The organism is Methanobrevibacter arboriphilus JCM 13429 = DSM 1125, assembly GCF_002072215.1.
In the GTDB taxonomy this organism is placed as follows: Archaea; Methanobacteriota; Methanobacteria; order Methanobacteriales; family Methanobacteriaceae; genus Methanobinarius; species Methanobinarius arboriphilicus.
In genome coordinates this window covers 36,624-52,847 of the sequence record NZ_JXMW01000010.1, presented here as the reverse complement: position 1 = coordinate 52,847, position 16,224 = coordinate 36,624, and the positions used below count along the sequence as shown (strand labels likewise).

The following is a 16,224-nucleotide window of genomic DNA, read 5'->3' as shown; positions in this document are numbered from 1 at the left end:
CATGCCATATGGTGATGCAGAAACTGTTAAGCGTAAATTATCTTTGGATGATGGAGTAAGTCCTGATGATGAACTTATTGAGGATGCTTTAAAAACAGCTAATGCTGAAATTGAAGGAAGATTAAAAAATAATCTTCTTAAAATTACTGGTTCAGATAATATTCTTGATGAAGTAGCTAATTACTATGCTTCTGCTGAAGCATTAGTTCCTAAATATGATACTACTGAAGATGAAAATCAAAAAGCTAAGTATTGGAATAGTAGGGCTGATGCATTATTAGATGAATTTATTGAAGGAGCTATTAAAGAGCAGAATAATAATAAACTTGATGATAATCCTTATTCTGTTAGCACTACCAATAATGGTAGTACTTATGGTGAAATACTAAGAGATTAAACTGAGTATTAGGAGTTTTTCTAATGATTGAGATAGAAGCTGATTACACTTCATTATACAACAAGTTGATTCAAAAGAGAGATCAAGCTCCTGATAGATTAGCAATAGTTGTTAATGAATCAGCTATGGCAGGTCATGGTATTGTTGTTAGTAAGGCTCCTATTGATGAAGGTACTTTGAGAGGTTCTCATCGTGTTGAAAGTAGAGGTTTGTTGGAAAGAGTTATTTTTCCAGACCAAGGAGTAGCTCCTCATGCTCTTTTTGTTATTCTTGGAACAAAACCACATATAATTATGGGTAAACCTTATTTATCTTTTAAAGGTAAAAATGGAAGAGTTTTGTTAGGTAGGAAACTTAAAAATGCAACTAAGCCAGGAATTGTTCATCATCCTGGAACTAAACCTAATGATTATATGAAAAAATCAATACCTGATATAAAATCAGAAATAGAATCTAATCTTGAAGAATTTAAAAATTGGCTAATAGAATAAAATTAGGAGATAATTTTTATGGATTCAAATACATTAATAGAACAAATTGATCAAGCTCCTAAAGCATTAACAAAACTAATGGAAGAACTAAAAGTAGATGATAACCCTGCTTTTAAACAAGTACTAAGAGGATTCCCAGAAAGTAGCATAGGGTCATATGGTGGAGACATTGGAGTTTGCTATCTTAAAAAAATAAATTTTGAATCCGATTTAGATGAAACATCACTTCCTGAATCATTAGATATTACATTAGGAATGATTTGTAAAGGAACTAAAACCCTAGTTCATGATAAAATTGTTGAATTAAATTTGCAGGTTCTCCAAAAATTCTTAGAAAAAAGAGAATGGTTTACATTAAATGGAAATGTTGAATCAACTGTTATTCAAGATCATGAGATCTATATTGAACAAACAAAGAAGAGTTTATTAACAACATCTGTTTTTGAATTAAAATGCAATTTAGAATATCTTGAATTAGAAAATAATATGGATGCAAAAGACATATCCTAGGGGGATAATTTAATATCTTTTGATGATTAAAATTTGGAGGTTTATTATATGAAGGAACTTGAATTATTAGATAATGTGGGTGAAGCCACCGCATTAAAATTAAAAGATGCAGGTTATGATACTTTTGATAAAATAGCTAATGCTAAAAATGAAGAATTATCTTCAAAGATAAAAGTCAATGAGGAAATAGCTATTAAGATTATTGAATCTGCTAAAAAGAAATTAAAAGAAAACGATAATGAGGATGATGGAGATCAAAAAGACTTAATTATTCTTGAAAATTTTAAAATAAAAAAAGGGATACCTAACCATATTTACAATGGCTTTAAGGTACACTTGAAAGCAAAAGATGATTCTAAATTTGAATATAAAGAATTAGAATCAAAATATAAAGAATTCTTAAATAAAGAAATTTGAGGAATAAAATATGATAGAATCAAGAAAAATGGATATTACCGCTGAACATAAGCGGGAAGAAATATCAAGTATTCCTGGAATGGCCGGGACAGTTGCTATTATTGGTAATTTTGAAAGAGCTGATCCTTTCACCATAATTGTTGCTAAAAGTCTTCCAGAAGCACATATCAAATTAGGAGATAGTTCTCTTTATTCTGGATCTAGAGGTTTGAAGTATATTTTCAAACCTGATTTAATTAATAATATTTCTGGTTCAAGTAAAATTCTTGCTATACAACCAGGAACAAGAACAAAAGCTACATTAACAATTAATTTCCAAGGACAAGAATTAATCTTAGAAAGTGTTTCTGGTGGAGAATGGGGAAATGATATTAAAACCTCATTAACCGAAGGAACTAGTAGAGATTATCAGTTTATTTTTGACTTGAAAGGGGAAAAGAAAAGATTTGATAATAAAACTCCTCAAGAAATTGCAGATAAAATCAACAGTACTAATCCTTATTTAAATGCTACATTGAAACCTAAAGCTGGTGCAGTATATGCAGAAGTTTTAAATCAAAGTTTAACTGGGGGGACAGAATCAGCTAGTTTAACTATTAATGATTATACTGAAGCATTAGAATTCATTGTTAAAGAAGATATTGATGTTTTAATATTAAGTGATGTAGTTGATGATAGTTTTAAACCAATAATTAGTGAATTTTTGGAAGATAAAAAAGCTAAAAACAACAGATCAATAAGTTTAGATTCAATAACTCCATCAGATACTAATGATTCTAAAATAGGTACTGTTGAAACTGCAAGATCCACTGATAGTTTTTATATCAACCAAAATATTCAAGTCAGTGATGAAGAATTAAGTCAATCTGATTCAATAGCTCGTATTGCAGGGATTATTGCAGGAACTAAAGTTAACCAATCATTATCTAAACAAACCATCACCGATATTCAAAAAGTTGATCCAGTTTTAACTGATAAAGAAGTTGATGAATTAACAGACAAAGGAATAATCTGTTTAGAATTAATCAATAGAGAAAACAATGAATATGGTATTTATTCAGCTGTATCTTCATGTATTGAAACTGATAGTAATGGTAAAAAAGTACCTGAATCAGAATTCCATGCGGTTCGATCTCAAATTTACATAGAAAAACATTTTAACGGATTACTTAAAGAAGCTCAAGGAAGTACAGGCAAAGCATTATCTTTGTTAGGTGTAAATTCAATATTAAATCAAGGAGTGAAAGATATTCTGGATGAAAAGCTATGTATATCTTTAGAGGCTGAAGCTGAAGAAGATCCTGAAAATAGTGATGGATTTAGAATAAAATATAAAGGAGTTCTTAATGGAATTGTTAATAAAATCCATAATGTATACTCATGGACTATGGAGTGATTATCATGGCAGTTAAAGCAAATGTAATGATTAAAGGTAATAGGATACCTCATCTTGTTAAATATGAAAATACTCTTGATGAAAGTAGTGAAAAAACAACAACTTTTGATGGTGATTTACTTGATGAAAATGAAACTGACCGTAAATTTAGTATAAGTGGTGTTAGAACAAAAGAAATGTCTAAAAAAGAATTAATGGATGTTACTGCAAATGTTCCAGGAGGATATCCTGTAACTGTTGAAGATGTTGATACTGGAGACATTACTGATTACACAGGAGTTAGAAGAACCAGTATTAAAGATGGCAAAGAAGGCAGGAAAAGAGCAACAATTGATGTTGAATTTGAAGCAGAAACTGTAAACGTTAGATAAATATAATATAAAAACTTTTTTTGATAGCATTTTTGATTAAGGCCCTTCGGGAGGCAGCGAACGCTATCAACAAATTATCAATTTTATAATAGGAGAATAAAATCATGGCAAAAGAAGAAAAAACTGAAAGAGAAGAACTAATCGACGATTTAATAGATGAAAATGACTTACCAGAAGATATTGAAGTTCCTTTAGATGATATTGAAATTGAAGCACTCATCAACAACTGTGACGAAATCATGCCAAGAAGAGTAGAATACTTCAATCCACAAAAAAATGAAAAAAGAGCAATAATTATTCATATAAAACCAATTTCTCATGGAAAACACACACAATTACAAAATCTTGTTAGAAAAAATAAAAATAAATCCATGGTTGAGGAAGTACTTAAAAGACAATTATTCAACTCCAAAGGAGAGCAATTATCACCAACTCAAATAGAAAAATTACAAGCAGGATTACCTGAGGCCGCATATGAAGAAATAAGATATATTAGTGGATTATTCAGAGATAAAGGTCAGGAATTAATTGTTAAAGAAATAGTAAAAAACGATTAGATCCTCGAGAAGAGGATCATAATAAATTAGCAGGATATTATCCATTCATTATGGATAAAAAACACCCATTTGCACCAACATTAGGACAAATAACTAATTTTCAAAAACTTGTATACTACGCTGCTATTGAAATTCATAACGAAATGCAACCTGGCTCTGAAGAGGATTGATTAATATGGCACATCTAGATGATTTAATAATCAGAATAAAAGCCATACTCGACAGTGGAGGTTTTGATCAAGCAGCAAATAAAGTCAAAGATGTAGGAGATACTGCAAATCGTGCAAGTAATGACCTAGCTAAGATGGGTAATGATGGCCGTTCTTCTTTTATGCAATTACAATATGGAGCTAATACTTCTCTTAGTAGTGTTAATAAAAATTTACAATCGGTTGATACTAATAGTACGGGTCTTTGGAGTAATATCAAACAAGGAGCTAGTAGTGCATGGAGTAGTGTTAAAGAGAGTGCTTCAAGTGCATGGTCAAATATAAAATCAGGAGCTAGTAGTGCAGCTAGTAGTATAGCTAATAATTTTAGTAATATAAAATCTACTGTTGGCAATGCGATGGAAGGCATGCAAGGAGTTGGCGGCCTTGTTGCTGGAGGTTTAGGTGCTGTTGGTCTAGGGGCGGTTTCTGATATAGTGGTTAATACTTCTGCTAAAGCTGAAACTAATAAAATACTCCTTAAAAACATGACACAGACACAAAAAGGCGCTGATACATTATTCAAAACTGTTGATAATGCTACAAACAAAACTCTTGTTAGCATGCAACAAGTTATTCCTGCATTAAATGCTTTTAAAGCTGCAACTGCTGCAAATGAACAACAATTAAATGCCACTGCTCCAGGTGTGGCACAGTTTGGAAGTTTTGTTTATGCGATGACTGGAAGTGCAGCAAAGGCAGAAACGGCTATGTTCGATTTATCGAAAGGAATAAAAGGAGCTTATGCCTCTTTAGACCAATATGGGATAACAGAAGACGCATTAATGCGTACTGGACTCTGGACTGGAAAGACTGACGATGTAGAAGGATATATTGCAGCAGTTAACCAAGTTACTGGGTCTACTGATGAATTAATGGGAACCTTCACAGGATTACAAGCTACTGTTGGAAAAATATTTTCAATAGCCGGAAAACAATTAGGCCAAGATGTATTGCCTGTTCTAAAAAATATTCTTCAAGGGTTCATAGATTTCAATGAAGAAACTGGGGGCAACCTCACAAGAGGAATACTCACATTTGTTGGAGTATTAGGATTATTATTATCTGTAGGAACAGCTGCATCATTTATATGGCCATTAATAACAGCAGGAGCAAGTGTATTTGGAGGCGTTTTAAGCTTAGTAACTGGAGCATTAGGTATGAATACCACAGCAATGACTTTATCAGCAATAGCTAATGGTCAAGCGACAGTTAGTTGGGGAGCATTAACTGCTGCAATGTTAGCTAATCCTGTTTTTTGGATAGCTGCAGTAATATTAGGTGTTGCAGCTGCAATTGTAATTCTTAAAACTCAGACAGATCTTCTTGATAGTGCAAGTGATAAAGCAGGAAAATCAATGCAAACACTGAATAATCGACTTGAAATGTTAAAAGGTCAGGAAAAGGCGGCGAGTAAAAATATTGAACAACTTAAGAACAAATTGGATACTCTTGATAAAAGTAGTGCGGAATATGAAACTGTTTATAAGAATTATCAATCTGAAAAAGATAAGTTAGATAAAATTAAAGCAGATATCGCTGCTATTAATGGTGCTAAGGCCACTATTAGTGTAACTGTTCAGAAAGCAGAAGTTGATTCTTATAATAGGTCTAAAGCTGATCCTAAAAAATTAGAAGCGGCAGGAGTTACTCAATATCAGTCTGGTAATCCTCAGGATCTTGCAAATATTTATAAGCAGTCTGGTCAATTAGCATATTATAATTCTCTTGCTAATAAATCTACAAAAACTTTTAATGGATTAACTGATGCTCAACTTAAAACATTTGATGGAAAAAGATTAGGACAATACTCACAGAAAATGAGCGAAGTTGCTGATATTGAAAGTAAAATAACAAAAGATATACAGGAAAATAAAGAACCATCATGGATGGATCAAATGGCATTATCAAAGGCTAAAAAAGAGCTTGATGAAATGGCAGGAATTAATCCTTGGGATAGCGAAGATATGCGTATTAAAAAAAGAGATGCAATGGCTAATAATGATATGTCATTATTTACTGAAGGAAGTATTGTTAAACAGTTTGAAAATGCTGGAAAATGGATTGAAAATGGTTTTAATACATTAAAACAATTGATGTTAAATAGAGCCGCAGATATGACTAAAGACATTCCTATTATCGGCGACTTCTTTGAAAATCTAAAAGGCAATAAAGGAGATATTGGGGCAGCTATTGTTAAAACCATACAAGATATTGATTGGGCAGGTTTAGGTAGTGATGTTGGAGGTAAACTCATAGAAGGAATTAAAGGTATGATTGAAAGTATGCCTATAATTGGTGATATCATGAGATTGCTTGAAGGAGGATCTTCTTCTCTTTCAACTGGTGGTGAAAATTCTAATACTTCAGGTAATGGTTTTTCTATTCCTCAATTAAATTGGGGCAATTTTATAAGTTTATGGGGGATTGGTGATTGGGCAGGTAAAATTAGTAATTGGTCTGGCTGGGCTAGTAAAATAAACCAATGGGCAGGTTGGGCTAGTAAGATTAATCAGTGGACTAATTGGTCTAGCAAAATAACTAATTGGTCTAATTGGTCTAGTAAGATTACCACATGGTCTAATTGGTCTAGTAAAATAACTGCAGTTAATCTTGCTAATTATGTACTTGGTGCATTTGGTGCTGGTGGAGATGAGATTGGTGCTGGTGGAGATGTTGAGACTAGTTCTGTTTCTTCATCTAGTGTAACTACTAAAAGTGTTGTTAAAAGTAGCAAGAATTCTAAAAAAGTAATTATTGCTCCTGTTATTAAGGATGCTGTTATTACTGAGAAGGTTGATATTGATGAGCTTATTTCTAGGATTACTGGGCAAATTTATGCTGAAGTTGAAGCAAAAGGAATATTATGATAAAAATAAAAAAATCTATAATTAATTCTTTTATTTTATATCATTACTTCCTCAATGATATTAGCATTAGGATTGGCTCCAACACTTCCAGTTGAAACTTTTGCTTTAAAGGGACTATTAAAATTTCCCCCTAGTTTCATAGCATCTGATTGATAGATATAATATACTTTTCCATCATCTGATTGTATGGCTGCAAAATATCCTTCTTCATAAGCAGGTTCTCCAGAGGTTAATGTATGAACATCGACAGGATTAATGGTTATTTCTTCCCCAGAAGAAGATGATTGGGTAGTGTTTTCATCGTATAGGTCATTTAATTCATCTTCAGTAAGTCTTGATATGAGGACATAGATATGGTTGTCTATTTCAATATCATTGTTTAGATATTTAATATATATACTACTTGCACTAACATTTTCAGGGATATTTATTCTTTCACTAAATCGATTATTTTCTACTTTTACAGTTTTATTCAATTTTAAATCACTAGAATAAAGAATAATTTCGTTTAACCCAATTGCATCTCCAGCAATTACTACGGAAGAATTATTTCCAATTCCAATTCTTGATTCATCAAAACTAACAGAGGGAGTATAATCCATGTTATTTATAATTACAAGTGCACTAGTTATGATTATAATTAATAATATTATGGATATTCCTATAATTGCTGTTTTATTGTTTTTCAGTCCCATGCTTTCACCTTAATAATATGGATTTCCTTTGTATACACTTTTGATTTTCCCACTTAACTTTTTAATTTTTTTACCATTATTTCCATAAGCAGTTACAGTATATTTTTTACCTTTAATACTACCTTTAAGGGTTAGTTGTTTAGCAGGATATTGCGGGTAGTATCCATATTTACTCCATGTTTTTCCAGGCCTTTTAATTATAATGTTTTTCTTTCCTTGGATTTTAACACTTAGTTTTTTTACTTTATTAACATCAGCAGCCCTTTTTTTATCAGAACTTCCCTGACCATAAAAACCTATTGTAATTAAAGATTTACCATTGTATTCGGCCACTGTGTTTTTGTCTAATTTGTCTAATTTGAATGCTGTTGCAGAACTCATGGTAAATCCTGCTATTGCTATAAATAGTACCATTAATATTATTATTTTTTTTATTTTCATAATATATTTCACCATACATTTTTTTAACTATTATTTATTATTATTTGTTTTTTATTTATTATTTTCTATTTAATCTCAAAGGAGGTTTATTTTTTGGCTACTTATCTTACAATCAATGGAATTAATCTAAAAGTTATCCCAGATATTGATACTGATTATCAAATGAGAATGGCAGAACTTGATTACATTGGGCAAAATGGTTCATATACGGTAGGATTGGGTAATAAAGGACGTTTACTTGATTTTGATGTGCATGTCCGACCAAAGGATGTTCAAACTATTATTAAACTTAAAGACAATAATAAAGTTGTTAAGGTTGTTAGTAAATCTAAAGCAGCTTATAATGGTAAATATCGGATTAAAAAGTTCACAAGTAAAGAAAAGTTAAAACACTTTATTTTCACTATCCAATTACAAGAACATACTGCTTTTAATAAAACTACTAAAACTTTCACTAATTGGAAAGTAACTAAAAAATCAACTAAAAAGTCTAAAGCTTCTACAACAACTGGATTATACAAAGCATTGTTAAAATGCCCTACCCTAAAATATGGAAGTTCTAATACTAAATGTGTTAAAGTTTTACAGAAGTTATTGCGTTTAAATGGTTATTATATTACTTATAAAGGAGCTAAACTTAAAGTAGATGGTGACTTCAAAAAATATACTCGTTGGGCAGTTAAATTGTTTCAAAAGAAACATAAACTTAAACAAGATGGTATAGTAGGGCCGAAAACTAAGGCTAAATTCAAAAGCAAGGCAGGAGCTACTACTTCTAAAAATCTTGAAATCCTTTATAATAATTATCAAGATCCAAACAAGGTGATTATTTTATGAATATTAAACTTTATATTAATGGCACTTCAATCCCATTTAATAGTCTAGTTCATCATGATAGGATTTATTCTGCAAACACTCTTGAATTCAAAACCATGAAAAGAATGGGATTAATGCACGATGTTAGGCTCGTTGGCGATGTTCCAGAATTTGGAGGGGAATTAACAAAAAGAAAAGAAACAGTTGAAGCTTACAATTATGAATCAATGGATTATACTCGCTTATTACATGGAAAAATTAAGAAAACCTATAATAAAAAAACTGGTGACTATATAATTAAAACTATTTTAAAAGCCCGTAAAATGAGAACGGGAAATATTATTAAAACTAAAAAAAAGCACGGTAAGATTGTTTTTAAAGATGTTAAAGCTATTGACGCCATACAACAAATTGTTAATTTACAATATAATGATACAAGCGATTATGGTACAACCTCATCTAACAGTAATGATATTGTAACTCCTCCTCAAGCTGTCAATGGTACCTGTAATAAATGTGGTTGGACTCCTAAAAAGAAAGTTTCATTTGTTAATAAATGCCCTTTTTGTGCTAAAAAAGGGGAGCTCGGTAGGTTAAAGTGGTCGCCTAAAGGAGCTAATAAACAAGAATGGACTTGTAAAAAATGTAGTGCTGACTTTTGTGCTAAATGTGGCAAAGAAAAAATAAATGGTTCTAAAGTCTATTTAACCAAAGCAGATAATCAAACTAGTTCTACTAGTTCTAAAAAGAAAAGCACTAGTAAAACCCGGATGGAATTTAGTGTCAGTCCTGATGGCATTGGAAGATTAAAAAAAGTACCTAAAGAATCTAAAGGTTATGTTTTCTATCCAGGATCTTATAGTGATTATGATCTTACTTACGATGCAACTGACATTGTTACTATTGTAAAAGTCTATGGTGAAAATGATAAAGGTCTTTATTCTTATCATAATAAGAAAATGATAGCTAAATATGGATATATTAGTGAATTATTATTTGATAGTACTATTAAGACAAAAGCAAGGGCTAAAGCTAAAGCTAAAAAATTGTTTAAAGAAAAGGGGAAAGTAGAATTTGCAGGAACTATTAAAACAGCTATTCTTCCTAAGATGAAAGCAGGAATGAAAGTAGCTTTTAAAAGTCCTTATGGTGGTGCCGATACTTATTATTCTCAAGAAGTTACTACTACTGTTGATAGTGATACTGCTGAGATGAAAATTCAATTATTGGACGGTAAGCCTGCAAAACCTAGTGAGTGGACTTATTCTAAGCCTACTAGTAATTCTAGTTCTACTTCTACAAAAGGTGTTTCTAAAGTAGTTTCTGCTAAAGCTAAAGAATTAAAAACTCCTAAAGCTTGTCGTAAGTGGATAGATGCTAATATTGACTATGAACTTTATTATAATTATAAATATACTCCTGAACAGGTTATGAAGCGTAAATTAGGTAATTGTATGGATCAAGCAAGGTTATTCTGTCATATGGTGAAAGTTCAAGGTTATACTTGTAAAGTTGTCTGTGGGAAATATTGTAATGGAATAAAACATTGTAATGCTGAGTTAAAAATGAATGGCCGTACTATTGTAGTTGATACTGCTTGTAGTAAATTGAACAGGTTGTGATAATATATGATTGATGGAGACTTCAACGATGATTTTAATGAAGAAGCAGAGGGTGATAACGGAACTAAAACACTACTTGATGGTATCAGAACTAGTGTAAATGGTATGTTTAATTACACCGAGCCTCCAATCTTTGCTACTTTCGATAAAATGATTAATAATAGAGAGGCTAAAGTTTTTCCTGATGGTTGGAAAGATGAAGAAGGAAATCATGACTATTGGGAAGATGTATTAGTATTAAAACACACCAAAAATGATTTAACTAAAGGATGTAGGGTATTATTGGCTTTTGTTGATGGTAATATTGATAATCCAATTATAATAGGGGTTTTATAATGGTTGATGTTGATTACGGTTGTGATATTGATTCTTCGTTAGAAGTAGATCCATTAACTGGTGATTTTAAAATTGTTGAAGGTCTTGATAATGCAGCACAAGCCGTTAAAAATCGGCTTGAAACAAAATTAGATGAATTACTAATTTTAGGATATGAAAATTATGGTAATCAAAGCTTTGAAGAGCAGGGAAATACTGATATTGACACAGCAATTGGCCATATTGAAATATACACTAGAGATGCTTCATTAGAAGAACCATTGGTTAAAGATTTGATTAATATTAATATATCTTTTGAAAATAATTCAATTCATGGAGAACTTCTTATAAAACTTACCAATGGAGAGATAATTCCTACTAGTTTTGATATTAATGAAGAGGAGTAATGATTTTAATGGCTGATGAATTTGAAACAATTACAAATCAAGTGATTAGTAAAGAAGATATCAGAGATACAAAAATAAATGCTTTTAAAGATAGGTATGAGGAAGGTAAATGCCCTATAAATGACTTTGAAGAGGGCCGGGTTGCAAGAACAATAGTTGATAGTGATACTGATGATAGTTTTGAAATTAGATATCTTATAGATCATTTTGCAAGAATGGATTTTCCACAATTTGCTGAAGGCGGATTTCTCGATAAATGTGGTGAAAGAGTAAAATGTCCTCGTAAACCACCTATGAATAGTAAAGGTCAGTTAAAATTCTTTTTTCGAGATGGTGAAAGTAAAAATTATGATATTCTTATTCCAATGGCTACTATGATTAGTACTGATGATGATGAAGGTTTTGAAGTAGAAACTATAATAGATGTTATACTACCAGCAGGACAATCTGAAATATTAGTTCTTGCAGAAAGTATTGAAGATGGAAGCGAATATAATATATCTGCTGGGAAATTAACAATACTAAATACTGAGATAGATGATTTAGAAGTTATTAACCCTGAAGCTTTTACTGGTGGTGAAGATGCTGAAGACGATGAACCTTATCGTGAAAGAATATTAAATTCAGGCGAAGGTTTACTTGAAGGCAGTGAACCTTGGTTTAGGGCCATGGCTGAAAGTTATCCAAGAGTCCATGATGCAGCTATTTTTGTTAAAGAGGAAGGCCATTATAATATTGAAATTATTATCAATAGTCTTGAAAAACCAACACCAGACAGTTTAATCGATGATCTAATGAATTTCTTCTATCAAGACAGTATGAAGAAAGTAAGACTTAATCCATTTGTTAAAAAAGCTGAAACAATAACTGTAAATATTTCTTGTGTTTTAGATATTGATTCTAATTTTGACCCTACTAGTGTTATTAATAATGTTAAAAATGATATAATTGCTCATGTTTATGGGGGAACAACAAGCAAAGGAGTTAAACTAAAAGGAAAATATATTGAAGAAGAGTTATTACGTGTTCAGCTCTATTCACTTATAAGTAATGTTGATGGAATTATAAATTACGATCTAAATTTACCTGCTGAAGACGTTAGTGTATCTGCTGATGAAGTAATTGTTTTAGGAAATTTAGAAGTCATAGAAAGAAATTAAAGGTTTGTTTATTTATGAGCGAATATGGTCAACGCAGAATAGCAAAATTTCCAAGCCAAAGCCCAATTCATAATCCAGAAAATACTATGCATCAATTATTAGATGCAATGGGAGAATATGATGACTACTTAGAAGATATATTATTTAAACATGAAGAAAAGAAAGATCTTCGAACCAATTATTCTGATGAAGATGAAACTGAAGAAGATTATATTCTTGGTTTTCACATGTTAAATCTGATAGGAGAATGTTATAAAATCGTGAGATATCCTAATGAAAGTAATAATGATTTTAGAGCTAGAATATTAAGTATAATTGATAATGACGGGGGCATAAGTAGTCTAAAAAATATTATTAGTAAAATTTTAAGAATTGATAAAAATTTAGTGGAAGTTATTGAAAATGAAATGAGCTATTTTACAGTTGGAGATCTTTTAGATTCACGAATTGAATCTGTTAATTCTAAACCTTTAATTTCTAGAATTACTAATGTTGAACAACAATTAGTTGTTAATATTCCTGAAGGTTATGATACTAGTATTTTAGAGAGTTCTTTAAAGAATTGTGTTTTTGCTGATGTTAAAATATTAATTAACCCTAGTCAAACTCCTCCCCCATCAACTCCTGTGATTAGTGTTACTAACATCACTTCTGATAGTGCTGTAGTTACGTTTAGTTCTACTAATGTTACAAGCTATGATGTGTATTTAAATGATTTATTAATAGTTAATACTACAAATACTAGTTATAATTTAACTGATTTATCTGCTTCAACAACTTATATTGTGAAAATTGTAGCTAAGGGTAATGGAATTGCTGAAAATACTAAAACATTCACAACATCTGATCCTATGATGGAATTAGTTTTAGATAGTGCAATATTATATTACAATTGTGCTGAATCAATTATAAATTTCACAAATAACACTTTTCAAAATCTCGTTGGAACTACAAATGGAACATTAAATAATTTCAATTCATCACAATTAAATAATGGAGAATTATCTTTCAATGGAACTAATAATTATATTAACACTGGATTAAAACATAATGTACTCCAAAATGGATTTACTATTGAAGTAGTACTTGATACTATTGATAGAACTGCTACAATAGAAAATAGGGGTTTTATAGGAGACCATTCTCAGCCAAACCCGGGGTTATGCTTTTTCCAATTTGACCATTCAGGAGAATTTTTAAGTGGTATTTGGAGTTCTTCAGCCGATAATCGAATTATATTGTCTCAAGATATCATTCCTATGGATTTTACACATTTTGCAGTTACATATGATGGAAGTATGCTAAAGATATATATAAATGGAACTTTAATTGGGAGTAAAACAGTTAGTAGCTTTACATTATCTAGCACTTATGATATTATGGTGGGTAGAAGTGGGAATAGTGTAAATAATCATTGGAAGAATAAATGTAAATCAATAATAATACATAATAGAGCTTTAACTGAAACTGAAATATTAAACAATAAATTAATATTAATGGATGAATTAATCGAGGTAAATTATGATTGATAAAGAAAGATTAAAAGAAAATGTAATGAGTTATGTTGACGAAAGCCTACATCCTATGTATGATTTTGATCAAATAGTTAATAATGCTTACATTAATGACAAAGGAGAAATCATAGTTAAAGTAGGTACTAATTTTAGACTTCGTTTTGATAGTATAACTTATGAACAATTAGGGGGAGCTGGAGGAGGAATATAAATGCCAATAACAAAGGATTCTAAAAAATTATATATGAAAAATGGGAATTTGCCTGTTAGTTTTATAAATGGTTTGTCCTCATTAATGGAAAATGGATCAACTATTAAAAAAATTAATTTGCCTGTAGATTATGAAGAGGAGGGTTTCCCTAATCATTCGAGAGAAGAGGAAGTTAAAGGATCAATAATAAGCTTTTCAACAAATTCTACAAATAATGAGGATCATTTACATTTTTATAGCGGGCAATATGCAATTTTTAATATTTATCCTAACGTAGAGCCATTTGATAGATTTAGTAATCTTGTAATCGAAACATGGGGAGGTAGTAATTCTGTAACTTTACAAATATTTAATAAAAATAATGAAAAATTATTTGAAAGTACTAAAGCTAGTTCAGGAAACAGTACAGATGGATGGTTTATTGAGTGGGATTTAAATAGTTTAGAACTAGGTCTTGAAGAGTTAATTTTCAAATTAATTTCAAATACTAATAATATGGCCATTTCTAACATCTTTTTTGAGTATGATTTAAAACCTGTTGATGCGAATATGTTTAAATATGCATCTAAAGTGCAGACAGTTACTAAAAAATTATCTGAATTACAAAATGGTGATTTAGTACTAAGTTATTCAGTTATTAATAATCCTGGTGCTATGATAAATGGTAGAATATTTTTTGAAGATATTTATATTAATGTAACTGCTGGAAATGTATCTGTAAAAAAGAGAAGTGATGATAATCTTGTAACATGGATTAGTCAAAATTTTGATTATAGTGACGCAGTTATGCTTGAGCAATTTTTCACTTTTGAAGTCCAAAGACAAACTCCTCAAGATTTGATTGATGTTAAAAAAGAAATTTTTGATAATATTGATAAAATAAAAATAGAAACTTACAACAATGGGTTTCGAATTAAAAAAAATGAGGATTATGTATTTAGTGCTTGTTGGGGTAGTGTAAATATTACAACTACAGGCTCGAATGGACTTACAACCACAACTGTAAATTTTCCATTCACATTTCACAATATTGGAGGGGTATTAACAAATGTAATAGGAGGTTCTCCATTACTGCAGAACTCTAGTAATGGTGGTCTTACTACTTCATCAGTTGATGTGACTCTTCAGAGAACAACTGCTGGTACATCTGGCGTTAGGTGGTATGCGTATGGAAGCTAAAATTAAATTAAGTTATAATATAAGTGATTTTGAAAAAAAAGAGATATTTCTCTGTTTTGAAGCAACTTCTGGAGAACATATAATTGAATTAACAGAAGAAGAACATAATGAGATCGTTCAAGATCCACCAGTACCTCTGAAATTAGATGATGATGGTAAAATTATTGTAGATGAAACTAGATTAAGAATAGCTGAAATATATAAAGATTTAGAACTTTCTAAATGGGTTATTGATGAAGTAAATGAGTATCATGCAAACCAAGAAGAAGTTCCATCAGAATTAATGGATATTTTAGCTCAAAGGAAAACATTAAAAGAAGAATTGATTGAATTAGAAAATTAAAATTTTAAAATTATATTATTTTTTTTATTTTATTTCATATTTTTTAGCCAATGACTAATATTTTTTTAGTTGTTGGCATTTTTAATCGAATTTTTTATAATTTTGAATTTTATGTTTTAAATTTTTAGTTTATTAATAATAAAAAGTTATAAGTAATAGTTTAAACATATTATTTAATTGTATGTCATTAATTTTTATAAAGTTATGATAAAAGCTGTAATAAGATTAATGATTAAAGAATAATTTATTTTAGTATAATTTTATTGATTAAATTAGAATTAATAATGTATTTTAGTATAATTT

19 protein-coding genes are annotated in these 16,224 nt (G+C 30.3%); 17 read left to right on the top strand and 2 right to left on the bottom strand.

Annotated features, from left to right (window positions below; all coding sequences use genetic code 11):
- The first annotated feature begins 1 nt into the window (after position 1).
- The 8 genes from MBBAR_RS06045 to MBBAR_RS06010 all read left to right on the top strand — a co-directional run bounded on the left by MBBAR_RS06045 (position 2) and on the right by MBBAR_RS06010 (position 7,218).
- The gene (locus MBBAR_RS06045; RefSeq protein WP_080460405.1) at positions 2 to 397 is read left to right on the top strand and encodes a hypothetical protein; all 396 of its coding nucleotides are present in this window, start codon (positions 2 to 4) and stop codon (positions 395 to 397) included.
- A 23-nt stretch (positions 398 to 420) separates the two neighbouring features.
- On the top strand, positions 421 to 888 hold the full coding sequence (locus MBBAR_RS06040; RefSeq protein ID WP_080460404.1) for a hypothetical protein: 468 nt from the start codon (positions 421 to 423) through the stop codon (positions 886 to 888).
- Between the two features lie 18 nt (positions 889 to 906).
- Entirely contained in the window at positions 907 to 1,398 is a 492-nt protein-coding gene (locus tag MBBAR_RS06035) for a hypothetical protein (protein ID WP_080460403.1), read from the top strand.
- A 48-nt stretch (positions 1,399 to 1,446) separates the two neighbouring features.
- Positions 1,447 to 1,815, top strand: coding sequence for a helix-hairpin-helix domain-containing protein (locus MBBAR_RS06030; RefSeq protein ID WP_080460402.1), 369 nt, complete (start codon positions 1,447 to 1,449; stop codon positions 1,813 to 1,815).
- Between the two features lie 10 nt (positions 1,816 to 1,825).
- Positions 1,826 to 3,211 (top strand): phage tail sheath subtilisin-like domain-containing protein, encoded by a 1,386-nt coding sequence (locus tag MBBAR_RS06025; protein ID WP_080460401.1) that lies wholly within the window; start codon positions 1,826 to 1,828, stop codon positions 3,209 to 3,211.
- A gap of 5 nt (positions 3,212 to 3,216) precedes the next feature.
- A complete protein-coding gene (locus MBBAR_RS06020; protein WP_080460400.1) occupies positions 3,217 to 3,582 on the top strand; it encodes a hypothetical protein in 366 nt (121 codons plus the stop codon).
- Between the two features lie 104 nt (positions 3,583 to 3,686).
- Positions 3,687 to 4,139, top strand: a complete 453-nt coding sequence (locus MBBAR_RS06015) for a hypothetical protein (RefSeq protein WP_080460399.1) — start codon at positions 3,687 to 3,689, stop codon at positions 4,137 to 4,139.
- 175 nt (positions 4,140 to 4,314) lie between these two features.
- Positions 4,315 to 7,218: a hypothetical protein gene (locus MBBAR_RS06010; RefSeq protein ID WP_080460398.1), complete on the top strand. Its 2,904-nt coding sequence runs from the start codon at positions 4,315 to 4,317 to the stop codon at positions 7,216 to 7,218.
- Between the two features lie 35 nt (positions 7,219 to 7,253).
- Here the strand turns inward: MBBAR_RS06010 and MBBAR_RS06005 are convergent, their stop codons facing one another.
- Positions 7,254 to 7,913 carry a hypothetical protein gene (locus tag MBBAR_RS06005; protein ID WP_080460397.1) on the bottom strand — a complete coding sequence of 220 codons (660 nt, stop codon included), beginning with the start codon at positions 7,911 to 7,913 and terminating at the stop codon, positions 7,254 to 7,256.
- A gap of 9 nt (positions 7,914 to 7,922) precedes the next feature.
- The gene (locus MBBAR_RS06000; protein ID WP_158082545.1) at positions 7,923 to 8,294 is read right to left on the bottom strand and encodes a hypothetical protein; all 372 of its coding nucleotides are present in this window, start codon (positions 8,292 to 8,294) and stop codon (positions 7,923 to 7,925) included.
- A 153-nt stretch (positions 8,295 to 8,447) separates the two neighbouring features.
- Between MBBAR_RS06000 and MBBAR_RS05995 the strand changes: the two genes are divergently transcribed.
- Genes MBBAR_RS05995 through MBBAR_RS05955 form a run of 9 tightly spaced genes read left to right on the top strand, consistent with a single transcriptional unit; the run spans position 8,448 to position 15,921 of the window.
- A complete protein-coding gene (locus MBBAR_RS05995) occupies positions 8,448 to 9,191 on the top strand; it encodes a peptidoglycan-binding domain-containing protein (RefSeq protein WP_080460395.1) in 744 nt (247 codons plus the stop codon).
- Entirely contained in the window at positions 9,188 to 10,792 is a 1,605-nt protein-coding gene (locus MBBAR_RS05990) for a transglutaminase domain-containing protein (RefSeq protein WP_080460394.1), read from the top strand. Before MBBAR_RS05995 ends, MBBAR_RS05990 begins: the two co-directional genes overlap by 4 nt.
- A 6-nt stretch (positions 10,793 to 10,798) precedes the next feature.
- Positions 10,799 to 11,128, top strand: a complete 330-nt coding sequence (locus MBBAR_RS05985; protein ID WP_080460393.1) for a hypothetical protein — start codon at positions 10,799 to 10,801, stop codon at positions 11,126 to 11,128.
- Positions 11,128 to 11,514, top strand: coding sequence for a hypothetical protein (locus MBBAR_RS05980; RefSeq protein ID WP_080460392.1), 387 nt, complete (start codon positions 11,128 to 11,130; stop codon positions 11,512 to 11,514). The genes MBBAR_RS05985 and MBBAR_RS05980 overlap by 1 nt, the downstream gene beginning before the upstream one ends.
- Complete coding sequence (locus tag MBBAR_RS05975; protein ID WP_080460391.1) at positions 11,514 to 12,674, top strand: baseplate J/gp47 family protein; 1,161 nt, start codon at positions 11,514 to 11,516, stop codon at positions 12,672 to 12,674. The genes MBBAR_RS05980 and MBBAR_RS05975 overlap by 1 nt, the downstream gene beginning before the upstream one ends.
- A gap of 14 nt (positions 12,675 to 12,688) precedes the next feature.
- Complete coding sequence (locus MBBAR_RS05970; protein WP_080460390.1) at positions 12,689 to 14,203, top strand: LamG-like jellyroll fold domain-containing protein; 1,515 nt, start codon at positions 12,689 to 12,691, stop codon at positions 14,201 to 14,203.
- Entirely contained in the window at positions 14,196 to 14,399 is a 204-nt protein-coding gene (locus MBBAR_RS05965) for a hypothetical protein (protein WP_080460389.1), read from the top strand. The genes MBBAR_RS05970 and MBBAR_RS05965 overlap by 8 nt, the downstream gene beginning before the upstream one ends.
- Positions 14,400 to 15,578: a hypothetical protein gene (locus MBBAR_RS05960; protein WP_080460388.1), complete on the top strand. Its 1,179-nt coding sequence runs from the start codon at positions 14,400 to 14,402 to the stop codon at positions 15,576 to 15,578.
- On the top strand, positions 15,568 to 15,921 hold the full coding sequence (locus MBBAR_RS05955) for a hypothetical protein (RefSeq protein WP_080460387.1): 354 nt from the start codon (positions 15,568 to 15,570) through the stop codon (positions 15,919 to 15,921). Before MBBAR_RS05960 ends, MBBAR_RS05955 begins: the two co-directional genes overlap by 11 nt.
- Positions 15,922 to 16,224: the final 303 nt, after the last annotated feature.